The 17351-nt window shown below is 47.5% G+C and carries 15 protein-coding genes; 9 read left to right on the top strand and 6 right to left on the bottom strand.

The genetic code is table 11. The features are described from left to right. Positions 1-24 precede the first annotated feature (24 nt). The 5 genes from RWM02_RS01605 (at position 25) to RWM02_RS01585 (ending at position 4177) form a co-directional block, all read left to right on the top strand. The gene (locus tag RWM02_RS01605) at positions 25-1191 is read left to right on the top strand and encodes a GGDEF domain-containing protein (RefSeq protein WP_314068700.1); all 1167 of its coding nucleotides are present in this window, start codon (positions 25-27) and stop codon (positions 1189-1191) included. Then, a complete protein-coding gene (locus tag RWM02_RS01600; protein WP_314068698.1) occupies positions 1181-2248 on the top strand; it encodes a GGDEF domain-containing protein in 1068 nt (355 codons plus the stop codon). Before RWM02_RS01605 ends, RWM02_RS01600 begins: the two co-directional genes overlap by 11 nt. Next, a complete protein-coding gene (locus RWM02_RS01595; protein ID WP_314068697.1) occupies positions 2232-2360 on the top strand; it encodes a hypothetical protein in 129 nt (42 codons plus the stop codon). Before RWM02_RS01600 ends, RWM02_RS01595 begins: the two co-directional genes overlap by 17 nt. Positions 2361-2483: 123 nt before the next feature. Then, the gene (locus RWM02_RS01590; RefSeq protein ID WP_314068696.1) at positions 2484-3341 is read left to right on the top strand and encodes a radical SAM protein; all 858 of its coding nucleotides are present in this window, start codon (positions 2484-2486) and stop codon (positions 3339-3341) included. Further along, positions 3338-4177: an alpha/beta hydrolase gene (locus RWM02_RS01585; RefSeq protein WP_314068694.1), complete on the top strand. Its 840-nt coding sequence runs from the start codon at positions 3338-3340 to the stop codon at positions 4175-4177. Before RWM02_RS01590 ends, RWM02_RS01585 begins: the two co-directional genes overlap by 4 nt. A 137-nt stretch (positions 4178-4314) precedes the next feature. Here RWM02_RS01585 and RWM02_RS01580 read toward each other — a convergent pair whose 3' ends face one another. From RWM02_RS01580 to thiC, 6 genes are all read right to left on the bottom strand, one after another. Continuing rightward, complete coding sequence (locus tag RWM02_RS01580) at positions 4315-7584, bottom strand: S8 family serine peptidase (protein ID WP_314068693.1); 3270 nt, start codon at positions 7582-7584, stop codon at positions 4315-4317. A 362-nt stretch (positions 7585-7946) separates the two neighbouring features. Then, positions 7947-8639 (bottom strand): cytochrome-c oxidase, encoded by a 693-nt coding sequence (locus RWM02_RS01575; protein ID WP_314068691.1) that lies wholly within the window; start codon positions 8637-8639, stop codon positions 7947-7949. 110 nt (positions 8640-8749) lie between these two features. Next, positions 8750-10087, bottom strand: a complete 1338-nt coding sequence (locus tag RWM02_RS01570; RefSeq protein ID WP_295144131.1) for a PFL family protein — start codon at positions 10085-10087, stop codon at positions 8750-8752. Between the two features lie 9 nt (positions 10088-10096). Continuing rightward, positions 10097-10363: an ACT domain-containing protein gene (locus RWM02_RS01565; protein WP_004321567.1), complete on the bottom strand. Its 267-nt coding sequence runs from the start codon at positions 10361-10363 to the stop codon at positions 10097-10099. Positions 10364-10440: 77 nt separating this feature from the next. Beyond that, positions 10441-11541: an Mrp/NBP35 family ATP-binding protein gene (locus RWM02_RS01560; RefSeq protein ID WP_314068689.1), complete on the bottom strand. Its 1101-nt coding sequence runs from the start codon at positions 11539-11541 to the stop codon at positions 10441-10443. Beyond that, positions 11531-12865: a phosphomethylpyrimidine synthase ThiC gene (thiC, locus tag RWM02_RS01555; protein ID WP_314068688.1), complete on the bottom strand. Its 1335-nt coding sequence runs from the start codon at positions 12863-12865 to the stop codon at positions 11531-11533. The genes RWM02_RS01560 and thiC overlap by 11 nt, the downstream gene beginning before the upstream one ends. Positions 12866-12964: 99 nt before the next feature. On the opposite strand from thiC, the gene RWM02_RS01550 reads away from it, so the two are divergent. The 4 genes from RWM02_RS01550 to RWM02_RS01535 all read left to right on the top strand — a co-directional run bounded on the left by RWM02_RS01550 (position 12965) and on the right by RWM02_RS01535 (position 17272). Continuing rightward, on the top strand, positions 12965-14095 hold the full coding sequence (locus RWM02_RS01550; RefSeq protein WP_314068686.1) for a bifunctional 2-C-methyl-D-erythritol 4-phosphate cytidylyltransferase/2-C-methyl-D-erythritol 2,4-cyclodiphosphate synthase: 1131 nt from the start codon (positions 12965-12967) through the stop codon (positions 14093-14095). A gap of 17 nt (positions 14096-14112) precedes the next feature. Then, positions 14113-15039 carry a response regulator gene (locus RWM02_RS01545; protein ID WP_314068684.1) on the top strand — a complete coding sequence of 309 codons (927 nt, stop codon included), beginning with the start codon at positions 14113-14115 and terminating at the stop codon, positions 15037-15039. Beyond that, positions 15017-16201 carry a sulfate adenylyltransferase gene (locus tag RWM02_RS01540; protein WP_314068682.1) on the top strand — a complete coding sequence of 395 codons (1185 nt, stop codon included), beginning with the start codon at positions 15017-15019 and terminating at the stop codon, positions 16199-16201. The genes RWM02_RS01545 and RWM02_RS01540 overlap by 23 nt, the downstream gene beginning before the upstream one ends. A 573-nt stretch (positions 16202-16774) precedes the next feature. Next, positions 16775-17272 carry a phosphatidylglycerophosphatase A family protein gene (locus tag RWM02_RS01535; RefSeq protein ID WP_314068680.1) on the top strand — a complete coding sequence of 166 codons (498 nt, stop codon included), beginning with the start codon at positions 16775-16777 and terminating at the stop codon, positions 17270-17272. Positions 17273-17351: the final 79 nt, after the last annotated feature.

Here is a 17351-nt window from a genome sequence, read left to right as displayed (position 1 = left end):
TATAGAAACGGAGCTTTTTTGCTTATGGCCGAAACGGCGCGAAAAATCTTGCGAAAAAATTCGCATGACGAGAGAGAGTGCGAAAAAAACGGTAGCAGATTTAAAGAGCTAAAAGCTCGGATACAGATGGCGAAATTTGAGCAAAGCGCCGAGCAAAAGGCGCTTGCGGCGATTGCTCTTCCTCTACTTAGATTTTTTACTTGCTTGCAGATTTTTTTACTATTTTTCGCTATTTATGCGCGAGTGCCGGCGCCGTTTTTGGCTGCTTATATTTTCTTGGCGACGGTTAGCATTTACGTGGTTCTTTGTTATGGCGATGATCCGAGCTTTGCGGCAAATTTTATCCATCTCACGGTCATATGCCACGGATTTTTGGGGGTATTTTTATACGGCTGGGGTTGCGGCAACGAAAATTTCTTTATTTGGGGCATCGCGACTAGCTATTTGATTTTTATCGGTAAAAACCGAACCGTGCTTGCCATCATCATCGCCGAAGCCGCAGCTTACGCGGTTTTGTATATCTTAAGGGACAAATTCGGTATCGTAAATTTAGGCGCTAGCGGAGGCGTAATGTTCGTGGTGACGTTTGCGGCAATATTCGTATCATTTTCGCGCCGCACGAATACGCTAAACTCGGTTTATGCCAAAAGTATAAACGAGGTCGCCTCGCAAAACGATAAACTCGAGTCCGCATGCAAATTTGACTTTCTAACCGGCCTTGACAATCGCCGTTACGCACAGGAGCAGTTTGACGAGATAGCGGAGCATTTTCCGTATGAAAAGGTGCTGGTCGCGCTTGGCGATATAGATGATTTTAAGGTGATAAACGACACCTTCGGGCACGACGTCGGAGACGAGACACTAAAAGAGATTGCGCAAATTTTACGCGAAAACTCGCGCGGCGAAAAAGATATCCTGTGCCGCTGGGGCGGGGAGGAGTTTTTGCTCGTGGCTTTAGTGCACGACGACGTTTCGGCGCAAGAGATGGTAAAAAGAGTTCTCAAAAATGTAAATACCCTCACTGCTCCAAACGGCAAAAAAATAGGCATAACATTTGGCGCTGCGGTGTTTGAAAACGCGCGCGCGATGAGTCTAAACGAGATGGCAATCGTCGCGGATAAGCTTTTATACGAGGGCAAGAGAAGCGGTAAAAACTGCGTAAAATTTAAGGGATGCGGCGATGCTGCTTAACCTTTTTGCGAGGTACGGCTTTTACGTCAAGCTTCGCGCGATGTTTGCTGCGTTTGGGCTCTTTCACGCGGTATATTTGGCGCTGTTTATCTACATAGATCAGCCTTTACTCGCATGCTTAAATATCCTTAGCGTCGCTCTTTATGCCGCTTGCGTCTATGCGGCGAAGGATCTAAAAACGGCCGCCATAGCCGTAGCGGCGGTTAGGATTGAGATATTTGCTCACGCTTTTATCTGCACGCTCGTTCTTGGCTGGGATTACGGGTTTCAAAATATCATCTTAGCCCTCATGTCTATCGTGTTTTTCTCGAGTTTAGCGACAAAGGGCGTAAATAACTTTTTTGCGTATGCCAAAGGTGCGGCGTATTTGTTTTTGTATTTTTACGCAAAGACTCCGCCGCAGCTTGCCGGAACGCAGGCAGAGTTTTTTTATGTTTTAAATTTTATCATCATTGCTACGATTGTCATCGTTTTGGTTATTGATTTTTCTAGAACATTTAGCGCAAAACTGCGCCAAGATATGCTCGAGCGCCAAGAGAGGCTAAGCGAACTAGCCAACAAAGACCCGCTCACCGGCCTTTTAAATAGAAACGCATTTTACGAATTTGCCGTGCCGCGCATGCAGTTTTTGAGCTGCGATACCAGCATCGTGCTGTGCGATATCGACGACTTTAAAAAACTAAACGACGCCCACGGGCACGCCTTTGGCGACGAGGCGCTAAAGATCATCGCACACGCGATAAAAAGCAGTCTGCGCGAGGGCGATCTGGTGTATCGCTGGGGCGGCGAGGAATTTTTGATATTTTTATCGGATATAAATCTCGAAAACTCGGAGCATACTTTTGAGCGTATCAGGCGTAAGATCGCCGAGACGGAGCTAGAGTTTGAAGGCAAAAGCGCTAAAACGTCCGCGACCTTTGGGCTAGTTAACTTTAACGTCAAATCCGTAAAAGACGTAGATACCGTGATAAAGCAGGCTGATAAACTGCTCTACGAAGGCAAAAATAGCGGCAAAAATAAGGTCGTCGCTCGGGCTTTCGGTGGAGATTATCTTTAAAAACCTACGCCGGGAGCGGATCAAATTTAAATTTTTATCGTTTGGACTAATCAAATTTGAGTCAAATTTAGCGGTCAAAGTCAAATTTGACGAGTTTAAATTTGACCGCTGAAGGCAAAAACCTAGCTTTCAAAATTCTTTCGTAGCCGCTCAAATTTGAACAAATTTGAGTTGAGCCCATAAAATTTCGCTAAAATCCCTCATAAAATCCACGCAATCAAAGGCCGAAACAAAAATGCGCATCGCAAAAATCCGCGCCAAAAATATCCTCTCGCGCTCCAAAATCGGCAGCGGAGGCTACGCGATCAACCCGTACGTAGGCTGCCCGCACGGCTGCATCTACTGCTACGCCGAGTTTATGCGCGGCGTCACCGGGCACGAGGAGGTGTGGGGCGAGTTTTTGGACGTGAAGGATTTTGATACGGCGAGCCTGGTTAAATTTGCGAGCTCGTACGGCGGCGAGCGCGTATTTATGAGCTCGGTTACGGACTGCTACAACCCGTACGAGGCGCGCTTTGGAGCTACGCGTAAAGTCCTTGAAGCGGTTGCGGGCTCGGATATAAACCTGCAAATTTTAACCAAATCAAACCTCGTGACGCGCGATATAGACCTGCTGCAAACCACGCCAAACGTCCGAGTGGGCGTAAGTTTGAGCGTGATAGATGAAAAACTGTGCCGCACGCTGGAGCCTCGCGCAAGTTCCGTCGCGGCACGGATCGCGGCGATAAAAAAGCTGCGCGCCGCGGGAGTGAAAACATATATCTTCGTCGCGCCGATTTTCCCGCAGATCACGCCCGTTTTTGATATCATATCCCGCTACGGCGATGCGGCGGACGAGATGTGGTTTGATAGGCTAAATCTCTATCCAAATTTTAGGGATAAAATTTTAGCTTTCATCGGGCGAAATTTCCCCGCGTTTTTGCCGCTTTATAAGCAAATTTATCTTTTCGGCGAGGACGATTATTTTAAGCGGCTAGCGGATGAGATCAGGCTGGCGGCGCGGGAGAAATTCGGAAGCGAGAGCGGCGAGAGAGTTAGGATATTTTTTGAGCGGAGAAAATCCGGCGCAGATAAATTTGAAAGGCGAAAATGAACGTAATTTTACGGCTCGGCATTATAGTTTTGATCCTATATATCGCGCTTTTGGCGCTGCTTTATTTTTTTCAAGGGCGGCTGATATTTTTCCCGAGCAAGCTAGAGCCAAACCATGATTTTAGCTTTGATCAGCCGTTTGAGGAGATAAGACTAGACGCGGATGGCACGTGGATAAGCGGGCTAAAATTTTTAGCGCAGAGTAGGGGCAGCGAGCAAATTTATAGCGACGCGAACGGTGAACGTAAGGCAAAAAACGGCGCGGCGATATTTTTCCACGGCAATGCGGGCAATCTGCAAGGCTGGGGCAATTATGCGCAGCATTTTACGGATTTGGGCTATGATTTTTACCTGTTTGACTACCGAGGCTACGGCAAGAGCGGCGGCGAGATAGGCTCACAGGAGCAGCTTTATGCGGATGCGGACGCGATGATGCAGCTGGTTTTGCGGGAGTATGACGCGGGCGAGGTCACGGCGGTCGGCTATTCTGTAGGTAGCGGGCTAGCGGCTCGCGCGGCGCAGAAATACCGCACTAAGCGGCTAGTTTTGATCGCGCCTTATTTTAGCCTAGAGGAGCTAGCGCGGGAGAAAATGCCTTTTGTGCCTAAATTTTTGATCAAATACAAAATCCCTACTTTTGAATTTGTCGGCGGTTTTAGCGGGCCGGTGACTATATTTCACGGCGAGCATGACGAGCTAATCGGCGTGAATAACTCGCGCTGGTTGCTTAAATTTCTAAAGCCTGGAGATAAAATTTATGAGCTAAACGCCGGACACAACGATATCCTAGGCCTAAGCGAGCTTTGGGAAAAATTAGCGCAGAAGCTTAGCGAGTAGGGCGGGGCTGCAGATAATTTATTGGTGCCGATTAGGCGATGTTTCGCAGGACATCATGCACTGCGGCGAGGATATGAGTATTGAAATACTTTAGCTTAAGTTATCCGCCAAAAACTTTGACGGATAACTTGTTAAAATTAAAATGAAATTTCAATCTTGGCGTTTACGCTATTTGATTTTACGTCGTTTCCGAATGCACCGATGTATGATAGCCTTAGGCTTGTGTTTTTAGATATCATAGTTTCCACGCTGGCACCCACGGTGGTGAAATCTTTAAGCTCTTTGCCTTCCAGATCCACATATCCAGCACTCGCGACGTTTACTCCTGCGCCCGGTCTAGTGTCGCCGAAAAATCTATTATAGGCTAGATCAAACTGTGCAGACGAATTCATGTTGCCTATTTTAAACGGCACGCTCGGACTAATGCCCGCTGTTAGGATATTCATATTTCTAGATTTTTTGTCCGTGCTCATCACGAACGGACCCACGTTTTCGCTCATGCCGCCCGCTCTAGCATAGATACGGGAAACACCTAGATACGGATTTATCTCAAAATTTTCGCCGTTAAAGCCGCCGTATGTCGCGCTAGCAAACATGTTGACAAGTTTTTCGTTGCTTTTAGCGGCATTGTTTGCCGTGTATTGAACTATCGTAGAGCTGCCGGTTTTTTTGCGCTTTATGTCCGTATATACGGCACCTAGATCAAATTTGACAGATTCTAGGCTAATTTGCGCATAAAGACCAACGTGTTTATTTGTATGGTCAAACTCCTTACTGCCGTCTTCTTTGGTCTTGCTTTTTCCTGCACCCAGCACGGCTCCCAGCCTTAAGCTTTCATTTAGCGCACCATCTAATCCGAAAAGTTGCGTCACGGATGTGGATTTAAATTCTCCGCTTCCTTCGTCTGAGTCAAATTTCATGACGTTTCCTGCGGTGTTCGACCAGAAGTTAATTCCCGTCTCTTTATCGTCCATGTTTAATGCATTAAAGTCTCTTTTGCGGTTTAAAACGGCGTTTCGGATCAATATATTATCAATCACGGCTGCGTTTTGAGCGGCAAAATTTGCTTCGTTTGCAAATGTTTTGAGTGTATCGGAGGCTTGCTGCGGCGTAGCGAAGATGAAATTTCTATACAGATCGCTCGTTAGTACTGCAGGCCTACTTCTAAAGGCGCTCAATAGGGCAGGTTGATTACTTGAGCCTTCGATTGCGGCGGCGATAAGTTTTTGATTTTTACTCTTTGCGAAATCCACCATGCCCTTACTGCTCTTCTTGACGGTGAGCTCTAGTTTGGAATCGTTAAAATTTTTAACTAAATCAAAAAACGCATATTCTCTTAATATCGTTTGATCATAGCCTTGGAAGCTACCTTCAACCCAATATTTCTTTGATTTTGTAGGATCCTTATACATCTTTTGTGCGTCTTCAAAAAGAGGATTTTCTAGATCTACGATAGAGTTTTTTTCAAACGTAAGGTTTAAATTCGTAGCTCCTGCCGAAGACATGCCGACTATGCCGGGATGTGATATGACGTATCTGCCGCCTTGCTTTATCGTCGCCGTGACGGTATCTGAAGTAGCGGCTCTAGTTTTGTTTATGAATTCTTTCGGCTTTTGGAGCATATCGGTTTTGACCTCTTGGACGGTTAGGCTCTTTTTTATCTTTAAAGCGCCGCCGTTTTCTACTATCACTTTGCTATTTTTTAAAGACTGATTTAGCGCCGTGATCTGCCCATCTTTTATGACGGTGTCGCCGCTATAGGTGTTATCGCCGGCAAGCGTAAGCGTGCCGCTACCTCTTTTTATAAGCATTCCTTTATAGCCCTCCGCTGCCCTATATGCTCTTGCTTGTTCTCTGGCTAGCTCTACGTTGTATTCGGCTCTTTCTTCTGCGGTCAAATTTCCACCCTTGGCATCGAGCTGTGCTTTGCGCGCCGCCCAAACCGCCGCATCCACATCGTCCTCGGTTTTTCTAAATTTTATAGCTTTATCAGAGATGTCGTTAGACCAGACATCATCTACGTCCATATTTACGTCAAATTTACCTAAAAACTGACCTGGTCCAAACATTGCTCTACCGATATCTACTATGCCCCAACCCCATCTCTTATCAGGTACTCCATGCTCGCTCGTCCAGCCCGAAAGCTTGCTGGTATCATTCTTTTTGAACGAGTACTTTGTTTGTCTTGCCGTCGTTAGTAAGACATCTCTTGCCTGCTCGTTGGTCATGTAGCTATATCTAGACATTATGACGCCCAAAGCTCCCGTTACATGGGGCGCTGCCATCGACGTACCGCCCCAGGAGTCATATCCTGCCTTGCCGGTTTTTACGTCTACGACAGGTGATTTTATCTTTGTTCCGGGTGCTGCTATAGTCCACCACTTGGAGTGTCCAGCAGTGTTAAACCTTTGAGTGCTGTTCTCAGTTTGTCCTGTTACGTTTAGCCATAGTTTTTCAGCATCGGGGCGAAAATACGGCAGCATCGCTCTTGTGTAGGATTCTTCCATACCGTCTCTGTTACCTGCGGTAAAAACTTGGATTATTCTGTATTTTTTTGCTACTTCGTATGCGGCGTCCATAAAATTTTTTTGGCCGTCCGCTACGAACTGATAATAAGCTTTTTTGGCTGCATTTAGATCTCTTAAATATAGATGATGTTTAGGCTCAGTAGGATTTGTTGCCGTGCCGGGGGTGCCGCTGTAGCCCTCTGCTCCAGGGTAGGAGGAATTTACTCTTCTGTTTGACCCCCAGCTATTATTTATCGCTCTTACGCCTGATTTAGCAAGCTCGTTATATACGGCATAGAAGTATCCGTAGCCTTGATTTGGGCCGTAGGTCATGCCGTCGTTTCCGCCCGTATTTCCAGAGTATAATCTTGATTCCCATGCTACTCCATGCGTGCCGCTTCCGTCGCGGTTTGCAGCTATCGTACCTCCTACGTGCGTGCCGTGAGAGTCATTTACGCCCGCTATCCAATCCCCGTTGGTTTCAAATTTTTGCCCTTTTTTAAATTCACCCTTATTTGTCCTATCTTTTTCATCGCTATTTTTTTGTTTAAAGGGCGCGTTGCCGTATTCTGCATCTGGATAACGCATACCGTTTTTGGAGTATTCGCCCTTCGCGGTCGTTCCTGTAATCCTGCCGCCTGCGAATTCTTGATGGCTTAGAAGCATACCAGAATCTACCACTCCTAGTTTTACTCCTTTGCCAGTGGCGCCTTTGGCGTAGGCTACCGATGCGTTCATGCCACCTAGACCCCAGTACGCTTTATACTCGTCTGTTTCCCAACTTTTTATGTCGCCTATTTTACCAGGCTCTATATATTGCGCTTCGCAAATACTTGGTAATAAAAGGCCGCATGTTACCATCGAGAGCACAAATGCCTTCTTAAAATTAGAACAATACATCTTACTCCTTTGTATAAAAGTATGAAATTATAAAATGTTTAAACTAAAATATTAATTAAATATTTAAGATTATTATTATATTGTATTAAATATATAAGTATTTGTTAATAAAAGTAGATTTGATATAGTCAATAGTAAATATAATTTTTAAATGTAGCCTTATTGAGTTTGATTAAGTATTTATATGCAGGTATTGAGTATTGTTTTGATTATTTATACGGCTTTGGTATTGATGGTGTTGGGGTGATATATTGCGGTCAATTGAGGCGATTTGTGATAGTTTGGCGTAATTTGTTTAAACAGACTATAGAGGCAGTCAACATACAAATCTGTGCCGTTTTAGTAAAATCTAAAACGGCTTTTTAAAAACAAAATCTCTCGTCGGTTCTATTTTGCTTGCGTATGGCTTTAAATTTAGCCAAATTTTCCTCGTCCAGAAAATAATCTTTTTCTTTTTGCGCGCGTGCCTCTAGGGCTTCTATTGCTTTTGCAAGAGCTGCTTTTCTATCTGCGTGAGGCGACGCAAACTCCGGTAAAAACATAGCTTCATAGGCGTTTGCCTTGCTCCACTCTAGCGATTTTGCGGCGATATCTTGCTGCTTTTTGATATCGCAAAACGCGTATGGATTTACCACGTCGCCAACTAGCTTGATAAACGCTCCTATCGCACTTTTGACCTCAAAAAATCTACCGTCGTCCAAATTTATAATCTCTCTTAGTAAGATCGCGCGATTTTTGGCGTTGTAAAACCAAAACACCGCCTCATCGCGCAGGCCAAGATCGTAAGCGCGAGCCGAAAGTACGAAAAGAGTCATCGGCGTAACCATCTGCGGAGCGTCCTGCACGATCTTTTCTGCGCTTTTAAAGTCTTCTAGCGTGCCGCTTTTTAGTAGGCCGTCGATCTTGTCGTAAACCTTTACATGTTCAGCCTTGCCGGCATTTGCCGAGTAGTACGGCGTCACGTAAATATCGATGCTCGTTACCTTGTCGTCACCAGCCGCCGATGCTACCGCCGCGCCAAAACAAAGCGCCACTAAAAAACGTAAAATTTTCATTTATAGATCCTTGACGTAAATTTTCGATGTTATTTTAACTAAAAGTTATTTAAACGTCGCGTATAAATTTGAAAGTATAAAGTCCGCAAATTTGAGCGGACTTTATAAATTTAGTTCTTAAAACTATGAATAGGCGCGGGTATTTGGCCGCCGCGGGCGATGAAGTCAGCCGATGAGTTTTTATTTACGCTCATCACGGGCGCGCTACCGAGCAGGCCGCCGAATTCCAGCGTGTCGCCCTCTTTGCCTTTTGGGATGATGCGCACAGCGGTCGTTTTTTGATTTATCACGCCGATCGCGGCCTCGTCGGCTATGATCGCGGCGATCGTCTGCTCGGGCGTATCCTGCGGGATCGCGATCATATCGAGCCCCACCGAGCAGATCGCAGTCATCGCTTCGAGCTTTTCCAAATTTAGCGATCCTGCGCGCACCGCGGCGATCATGCCCTCATCCTCCGAGACGGGAATAAACGCGCCGCTAAGCCCGCCTACTTGGTTGCAGGCCATCACTCCGCCCTTTTTGACCGCGTCGTTTAGCAGTGCCAAAGCCGCAGTCGTGCCGTGCGTACCGACGCGCTCTAAGCCCATCTCCTCAAGCACGCGCGCGACCGAATCGCCCACGGCAGGGGTCGGAGCTAGCGAGAGATCTACGATGCCAAATTTCACGCCCAGCCGTTCGGAGGCCATTTGACCGACGAGCTGTCCGATGCGCGTGATCTTAAACGCCGTCTTTTTTACGGTCTCCGCAACCACGTCAAAGCTCGCTCCGCGCACCTTCTCAAGCGCGCGCTTAACGACGCCGGGGCCGCTGACGCCCACGTTTATGACGACCTCGGCCTCGCCCACGCCGTGAAATGCGCCCGCCATAAAGGGATTATCCTCGACGGCGTTGGCAAATACGACGAGCTTTGCCGCGCCAAGATCGGAAAGCCGCGCCGTCTCTTTGATCACGCGCCCCATGTCGGCGACCGCGCTCATATTTATGCCGGTTTTGGTCGAGCCGATATTTACCGACGAGCAGACCTTTTGCGTCGCGGCGAGCGCGGCAGGGATGGAGTCGATTAAAATTTTATCGCCCTTTGCGTAGCCCTTTTGCACGAGCGCCGAAAAGCCGCCGATAAAGTCGATACCGACCTTTTGCGCCGCCTCGTCCATCGCTCTAGCAAGCGGGACGTAGCTCACGGCATCCGTCGCAGCGCCGATGATGGCGATAGGCGTTACGCAGACGCGCTTATTTACGATCGGGATACCGAGCTCTGCTGAAATTTCATTACCGACCTTTACTAGATCGCGCGCCTTATCGGTGATCTTGGCGTAAATTTTCTCCGCTGCCTTGTCAATATCGGGATCGATGCAGTCAAGCAGGCTGATGCCCATTGTGATCGTGCGGATGTCGAAATTTTGCTCCTCGATCATCGCGATCGTTTCGGTTACGTTTTTGATGTCCATATCGGCGCCTTAGATGTTGTGCATGGCGTCAAATATCGCCGAGCTTTGGATGTTGATCTTTACTTTTAGCTTTTCGCCTAGCTCGTTTAGCTCCCCCTTTAGAGCCGTGAAGTCCTGCTTTTCCTCGCTGGAAACCACCGCCATCATCGTAAAAAACTCATCCAAAACCGTCTGGCTGATGTCGTCTATGTTTAGCCCAAGCTGCGCGAGCTTAGCCGAAACGCCCGCCACAATGCCAACCTTGTCCTTACCGATCACCGTTACGATCGCTTTCATCGTCGTTCTCCTAAATTTGTAAATTTGCGAGAGTTAAAGCCCAAATTTGAGTAAATTCGGGCTTTAGATTTTAAATTTTACTTCGAGCAAGCGCTCTTGCCGTCCATCACGGGCTGGATAGACGAGTTGTCCGCGCCGCCGTCATCGTTGATATTTTCGATTATCTCCCATAGCCTAGCCGCCGCTTTTTCGTAGCGTTTAGCCGTGACCGAGTTTGGCTCGTAAAAGCTCACCGGCTTGCCGCTGTCACCGCCCACACGAACAGCTGGCTCGATAGGTATCTCGGCTAGCACCTCGGTGCCATAGGCTTTTGCCACTTCCTCGGTCGTACCTTTGCCAAATATATCATACTCCTTGCCGCTTTCAGGGCAGATAAATCCGCTCATGTTTTCCACGATGCCGGCGATCGGGATGTGTAGCTTTTCAAACATATCTAGCGCTCTTTTGCTGTCATCAAGTGCGACTACTTGCGGCGTTGTGACGCAGACACCTGCAGTTACCGGCACGCTTTGAGCTAGAGTTAGCTGCGCGTCGCCCGTTCCCGGAGGCATATCGAGGAACAATACGTCCAGTTCGCTCCAAAATACGTCTTTTAGCAGCTGCTCGATAGCTTTCATGATCATCGAGCCGCGCCAGATGAGGCTCATGCCTTCTTCCATTAGCACGCCCATACTCATCATCTCGACTCCGTGAGTTAGGATCGGTTTTAGCTTGTTGCCGACGACTTGGGGCTGCGTGCCCACTTCGCCGAGCATTCTAGGGATATTTGGACCGTAGATGTCGGCGTCTAGGATGCCTACTTTTTTGCCTAGTTTTGCCATAGAGATAGCTAAATTTAACGTCGTAGTGCTTTTGCCCACGCCGCCTTTGCCCGAGCTTACCATTACGAAATTTTTGATCTGCGGAGCGATGTTTTTACCGCTTTGGCTGTTGCTTTTTTCCTCTGGGATTTTTGGTTGGATGATATTGATGACGCACTCGTTTGAGCCCATCACGCGCTTTATGTCGGTTCGCAGCTCGTTTGCTACGTCCGGATTTGAGCTTACGATCTCGACCTCGATTAAAATTTTCTCGCCGATTTCGACTTTTTTTACGAATCCAAAGCTCACGATATCTTTCTCAAAGCCCGGATATATCACGCCTTTTAGTCTATTTAAGACATCCTCTTTAGTTAGCATTTTTCTCCTTCATTAGATTTTTTGAAATTTTATACGCGCAAAATTTAGGCCCGCACATCGAGCAAAATTCCGCCTTTTTAAACGACTCTTGCGGCAAGCTCTCGTCATGCAACTCGCGTGCTCTTTCTGGATCTAGGCTTAGCTCAAACTGCTTGTTCCAGTCAAAAGCGTATCTAGCGTCGCTCATCGCGTGATCGCGCTCTATCGCGCCTGCCTTGCCTAGCGCAACGTCGGCTGCGTGAGCGGCGATTTTATGCGCTACGATGCCCTCTCTGACGTCGTTTGCGTTAGGTAGGCCCAGGTGCTCTTTAGGCGTCACGTAGCACAGCATCGAGGCTCCGTAAAAGGCCGCCATCGTCCCGCCGATAGCCGAAGTGATGTGATCATACCCCGCGCCGATGTCCGTAGGCAGCGGCCCTAGCACGTAAAAAGGCGCGCCGTGGCACAGCTCGCGTTCGATTTTCATATTATACTCTATTTGGTTTAAAGGAATATGACCCGGCCCCTCGATCATAACCTGCACGTTTTTCTCCCATGCGCGTAGCGTTAGCTCGCCTAAAACCCGCAGTTCGCTAAGCTGAGCCTCATCAGTCGCGTCGTATAAGCAGCCAGGACGCAACCCGTCGCCAAGAGAGAGCGCGACGTCGTGAGCGGCGCAAATTTCTAAAATATCGTCAAAGGCTTCGTAAAACGGGTTTTCTTTGTGATGGTGCATCATCCAGCTAGCAGTTAGGCTGCCGCCGCGGCTAACGATACCCATCTTGCGTTTTGCGACTAGCGGCATAAATTTGAGCAAAAAGCCCGCATGTATAGTAAAGTAGCTAACGCCTTGGCGCGCCTGTTTTTCGAGCGTTTTTAGGATGTCATCCGTCGTCAAATTTTCCACTTCTTTTATATCGTGAATGATCTGATACATCGGCACGGTGCCTATGGGGACGCTCGAGTTTGCGATTATAGCGCTTCTAATCGCATCTAGATCGCCGCCCGTGCTTAGATCCATGACCGTATCGGCGCCGTATTTTAGGCAAATTTGCAGCTTTTCAAGCTCTGCGCAGATATCGCTGCTTAGGCTTGAGTTGCCGATATTTGCGTTGATTTTGGTTTTTGCCTCTCTGCCGATCGCCATCGGGAGCAAATTTTCGTGATGGATGTTGGCGGGGATTATCATCTTGCCCTCGGCGACCTCGCTTCTAACGAGCTCGGGATCTAGCATTTCAGCTTGCGCTACGTAGTTCATCTCGGGCGTTATAACACCCTTTTTAGCGTAGTACATCTGCGTCGGAGTTTTGTCGGCGGAGTCAAATTTGACCCGAAATTCTTTCATGTTTCGCTCCTTAAAATTTTGGTTCTAATCTTACTCAAAAAAGATAAAAACAAGCTTTTAGGATGTATAATATCGTAACACTTTGCCAAAGGAGAAATTTTGCTAGACGTTACGCTGATAATGCTCGGAGCTGGAAGCTCTAGCCGTTTTGAGATGCCCGTTAAAAAGCAGTGGTTGCGCGTCGGAGGCGATCCGCTATGGCTCTTTGCCGCTAAAAATTTAAGCTCGCATTATGCTTTTAAAGAGATAATCATTGCCTCAAACGAGGAAAAATATATGAGCAAATTTGCCCCAACGTATCGCTTCGTAAAAGGCGGTGCGACCCGTCAAGAGAGCCTAAAAAATGCTCTTAAACTCGTCCAAAGCGAGTATATTTTGGTTAGCGATATCGCTCGTCCGATGATTAGCGCCGAGCTTTTTTCTCGCATAATAGGTGGCATACAAAACGCCGACTGCGTCGTGCCTACGCTAAAGGTGCCCGATACGGTTTATCTGGGTGCGGGTGTCGTAGATAGAGAGCAGATCAAGCTCATCCAAACTCCGCAGCTCTCGCGCACGGCGATGCTAAAAAGCGCGCTTGAATCAGGTCAAATTTACACCGACGATAGCTCGGCGATAGCGGCTGCGGGCGGTAAAATTTGGTACGTGCAAGGCGATGAAAACGCTAGAAAAATAACGTTTAAAGACGACCTAGCCAAAATTTGCGGCCTTGGCGCGCCGTCAAGCGAAATTTACGTCGGCAACGGTTTTGACGTGCATGCCTTTGAAGAAGAGAGAAAAGAGGGAAGTTTCGTAACAATCGGCGGCGAAAAAATACCTTTTGAAAGAAATTTAAAGGCCCACTCCGACGGCGACGTGGCCATCCACGCGCTCATAGACGCAGTGCTAGGAGCGGCCGGGCTAGGCGATATAGGCGAGCATTTCCCAGACACCGACGATAAATTTAAGGGCGCTGACTCGGCTATGTTACTAAAAGAAGCATATAGGCTCGTTCAAAGCGTCGGTTTTGAGCTTATAAACGCCGACGTCACCGTTATCGCCGAGCGGCCAAAGCTTAGTAAATTTAAATCCGCGATGGAAATAAACATCGCAAATGCGCTAAATTTAACCCCGAGCCGCATAAACGTAAAGGCCACGACGACCGAGAAGCTAGGCTTTACGGGGCGGGGCGAGGGCATAGCCGCCACGGCGTCTGCTAGTCTAAAAATTTACGACTGGACGCAAAAATAAAACGACGAAAGTAAAAAATGAGAGTTTTGATAATAGAAAACGAAATCTACCTAGCCCAAAGCATCGCATCAAAGCTAGAAAATCTAGGCTACGAGTGCGAGATCGCAAGGAGCGCGGCGGAGGCGATGAAAAGCGAGCCCGAGCAGAGGGCAAAGGAGGGCGCCAAGGACGTACACTTTGACGTGGTGCTGCTCTCTAGCGCGTTTGCGGGCGACGACACGCTAAAAATCATACAAAAATTTAAAGACTCCGTCGTCATCCTGCTCATCACTTATATCAGCAACGACACCGTCTCGATCCCGATAAAAGCGGGCGCTAGCGACTACATACAAAAGCCGTTTATGATCGAGGAGTTGGTGCGAAAGATCAAGCATTTCGAGGAGTTTAGGCGGCTGCAAACGTTTATAAAAACCTATCAGGACTATCTAAACTATCATTTTAAGGCCGTCTCGGCGCTAAATTTCGACTTTAAGCGCATAAAGCTGCCGCTTCTCATCAAATGCAATAAAATGATAAACGCCGATAATTTCGTTTTCGAATACGCAAAGGCGCTAAATTTGAGCTTCAAATACGTTCCGCTAGAACCCGGCATCGACGTAGAGGCCATAGTCGCGGCAAATCCGCGCACGCTTTTGTATTTTTCAAATTTTCAAATTTTACGCCAAGAGACTAAAAATCAGATCGTATCTCTCGCCGCCAAACGCAAGCTCATCGCAAGCTCGACCAATCCGAACGAAGAGGCGCCGATGGAGACGCTAAACATCGCAAGCGACGAGAAAAATTTCCAAATCGACGAAATTTTGACGATCGACGACTACATTAAGCACATCATCGTAAACTATCAGGACAAATACCCTGACACCGAGCTTAGCAAAAAGCTAGGAATCTCGCGCAAATCGCTTTGGGAAAAGAGGAAAAAATATGACGTCGTCAAGAAAAAATAACGCCGTTTGGATAAACGACGAGGCTTTCGGCGCGCTTGATCTCATAGAAAATCAAATTTTTAGCAAATTTAACCGCCTGATGAATGAAAAAGAGGCGAACGAGATCTACGAGACGGGCTTTTTAGCCGGCGAGCCGATGCCATATACTTTCGTCTTCGCTCCGCACGGCAAGCGCAACCAAGAAACGATAAAAAACGCCTCAAAAGGCGATCATATCGAGCTTATCAACGGCGGCAAGGTCGTGGGATATATCGAGGTCGGCGAGGTATTTAAATTTAACGCCGAAAAAAGCTCGCAAAATATCTTTCGTGCAAACGAAGCCGCGCCCGCGCAGCAAAGCCAAAGCGGCGAACTAGCCGTGAGCGGCGAGATAAAGATCTACGACGACAAGCTAGCCGAGGTAAGAAAGCTCATCGAAGAGGTCAAAAGAGAGCAAAACGTCCGCAAGGTCTCGGCGATCATGCTAACCGCGGAGCCTTTTAACCGCGCGCACGAGCGCCTGATCAGGATGACGATAGATAAGTCCGATCTGGTGTTGCTATTTTTGCTAAAAAGCCACGGCGCGGACGAGATGATGAGCTTTGCGCTCAAAAAAAGCGTGCTAGAGTACTTCATCCAAAACTACATCCCTAAAAATCGCCTAATCATCGTGCCTTTTGAGAACTCAAATCTCTTTAGCTCGCACTTAAATCCGACGCTGGAGTGCATCGCGGCGCATAGGCTGGGTGCGGATAAGCTCATAGTCGGGCAAAATCACGCGGGCATCGGGATGTTTTACGATCACAACGTCGCTCACACGGTACTGGAGCGATACAAAAACGATCTAAATTTAGATATCGTCGTGCTGCCCGAGCTCGTCTACTGCGACGAGTGCAAGACGCTAGTTAGCACCAAGACCTGCCCGCACGGCCAGCACCACCACATCAAATACCACGCCCAGACGCTAAAAACATTGCTGCTAGCGGGTATCTTGCCGCCTGCGATCCTCATGCGGCGCGACATCTCGGCGATGATACTGAGCGAGCTTTTCCCGAACCGATTTGAAAATATCCAAAAGCTTTGCGACGATCTTTTCCCTAGTAATGGACTGCTCGAAAAGCAGACGGAGAGAGAGTTTTACGAAAATTTGATGAAGCTTTATCAGACGACGTCGCTGACTTAAATTTGCTTTCGGCGGCTTTAGCAAAAGCGGCCCAGCCATCAGGCATTTTTAACGGAGTCGGTAAAATTTAGCGTGCGTCTTATATTCGCTAAATTTGAGCCGTAGGCGAAGTAAGGCATTTAAATTTATATCACGATACTACGCCTAAAATTCTTGCGCTCAAATTTATAACCAAGTTTTTGTAAATTCTGGCTTTAAATTTACTCGCCCAGACCCGCACCGTAAAAACTCAAAATTTAGTATTGTTTATTTATGGTGTTAGGCGGCTGCGGCTTTGTTTGCAAGAGACGTCGTGCCGTATTTGGCGTCAAATTTGACGTTTTAAAAGTGCGGGTTTTGCGCAGGGCGTGGGTATGCTTGCAGTCAAAATTTGAGGGCTAAAAAGCCTGGATAAAATTTGCGTTTTTGCTTCAAATTTAGCGGCTCGTGCCTCTAAATTTGAAAATATCCGAGCTTGGTACAAATTTGACGTCCGAATTTTGAAATTTGCAAGCTAAATTTGCTAAAATCGCACTAAAAATCGGCGAGTAAAAATGCGCCGTTTATGATTTAAATTTGATTTCAAGGAAAATTATGCAAAGGTTATTTTTAACGTTTTTCGGCGCCGGCCTAAGCCCCAAAGCTCCCGGCACGGTGGGCTCGCTAGCGGGCGCGGTCGCGGCATTTGGGATTTTGACGATCTTGCCCGCTTCCACGCTATTTTTGGTTTCGATTTGCCTTTTTTTATATAGCATAAAGATTATCGACGACTACGAGGTAAAAACCGGCGTGCACGATCACGGCAGCATCGTGATAGACGAGGTTGCGGGCGTTTGGTTGGCGATATCTATCAGCGGCGCTACGGCGGTGCAGTTTGCGCTCTCGGTGGCTTTTTTTAGACTCTTTGATATCTGGAAACCCTCTGTGATCGGGCGCATCGATAGGGATGTCAAGGGTGGGCTTGGCGTGATGGGCGACGATATGGTCGCTGGGCTTTTTGCGGGGCTTCTTAGCGCGATTTGCTACGAGGCCGTGACGAAGATCGGACTTGACTACGAGTGGATTAAATTTGAGCTGCCGTTTGTGAAATAAAATCGTAGCGGCTCTCAAAGCCAAGGCGCTTTTTTGATTCTTGGCTTAAATTTGCCTTTTAGCGCTACTTTTGCGTCAA

This window comes from Campylobacter showae, assembly GCF_963515975.1.
GTDB classification, from domain to species: Bacteria; Campylobacterota; Campylobacteria; order Campylobacterales; family Campylobacteraceae; genus Campylobacter_A; species Campylobacter_A showae_F.
This window is presented reverse-complemented; position numbering and strand designations above follow the sequence as displayed.

Excerpts from the sequence above, each read along its gene's own strand:
- RWM02_RS01545 (WP_314068684.1), top strand. The coding sequence starts at position 14,113 with ATGAGAGTTTTGATAATAGAAAACGAAATCTACCTAGCCCAAAGCATC.
- RWM02_RS01580 (WP_314068693.1), bottom strand. The coding sequence starts at position 7,584 with ATGTATTGTTCTAATTTTAAGAAGGCATTTGTGCTCTCGATGGTAACA.
- RWM02_RS01540 (WP_314068682.1), top strand. The coding sequence starts at position 15,017 with ATGACGTCGTCAAGAAAAAATAACGCCGTTTGGATAAACGACGAGGCT.
- RWM02_RS01565 (WP_004321567.1), bottom strand. The coding sequence starts at position 10,363 with ATGAAAGCGATCGTAACGGTGATCGGTAAGGACAAGGTTGGCATTGTG.
- RWM02_RS01590 (WP_314068696.1), top strand. The coding sequence starts at position 2,484 with ATGCGCATCGCAAAAATCCGCGCCAAAAATATCCTCTCGCGCTCCAAA.
- RWM02_RS01600 (WP_314068698.1), top strand. The coding sequence starts at position 1,181 with ATGCTGCTTAACCTTTTTGCGAGGTACGGCTTTTACGTCAAGCTTCGC.
- thiC (WP_314068688.1), bottom strand. The coding sequence starts at position 12,865 with ATGAAAGAATTTCGGGTCAAATTTGACTCCGCCGACAAAACTCCGACG.
- RWM02_RS01560 (WP_314068689.1), bottom strand. The coding sequence starts at position 11,541 with ATGCTAACTAAAGAGGATGTCTTAAATAGACTAAAAGGCGTGATATAT.
- RWM02_RS01570 (WP_295144131.1), bottom strand. The coding sequence starts at position 10,087 with ATGGACATCAAAAACGTAACCGAAACGATCGCGATGATCGAGGAGCAA.
- RWM02_RS01535 (WP_314068680.1), top strand. The coding sequence starts at position 16,775 with ATGCAAAGGTTATTTTTAACGTTTTTCGGCGCCGGCCTAAGCCCCAAA.
- RWM02_RS01575 (WP_314068691.1), bottom strand. The coding sequence starts at position 8,639 with ATGAAAATTTTACGTTTTTTAGTGGCGCTTTGTTTTGGCGCGGCGGTA.
- RWM02_RS01585 (WP_314068694.1), top strand. The coding sequence starts at position 3,338 with ATGAACGTAATTTTACGGCTCGGCATTATAGTTTTGATCCTATATATC.
- RWM02_RS01605 (WP_314068700.1), top strand. The coding sequence starts at position 25 with ATGGCCGAAACGGCGCGAAAAATCTTGCGAAAAAATTCGCATGACGAG.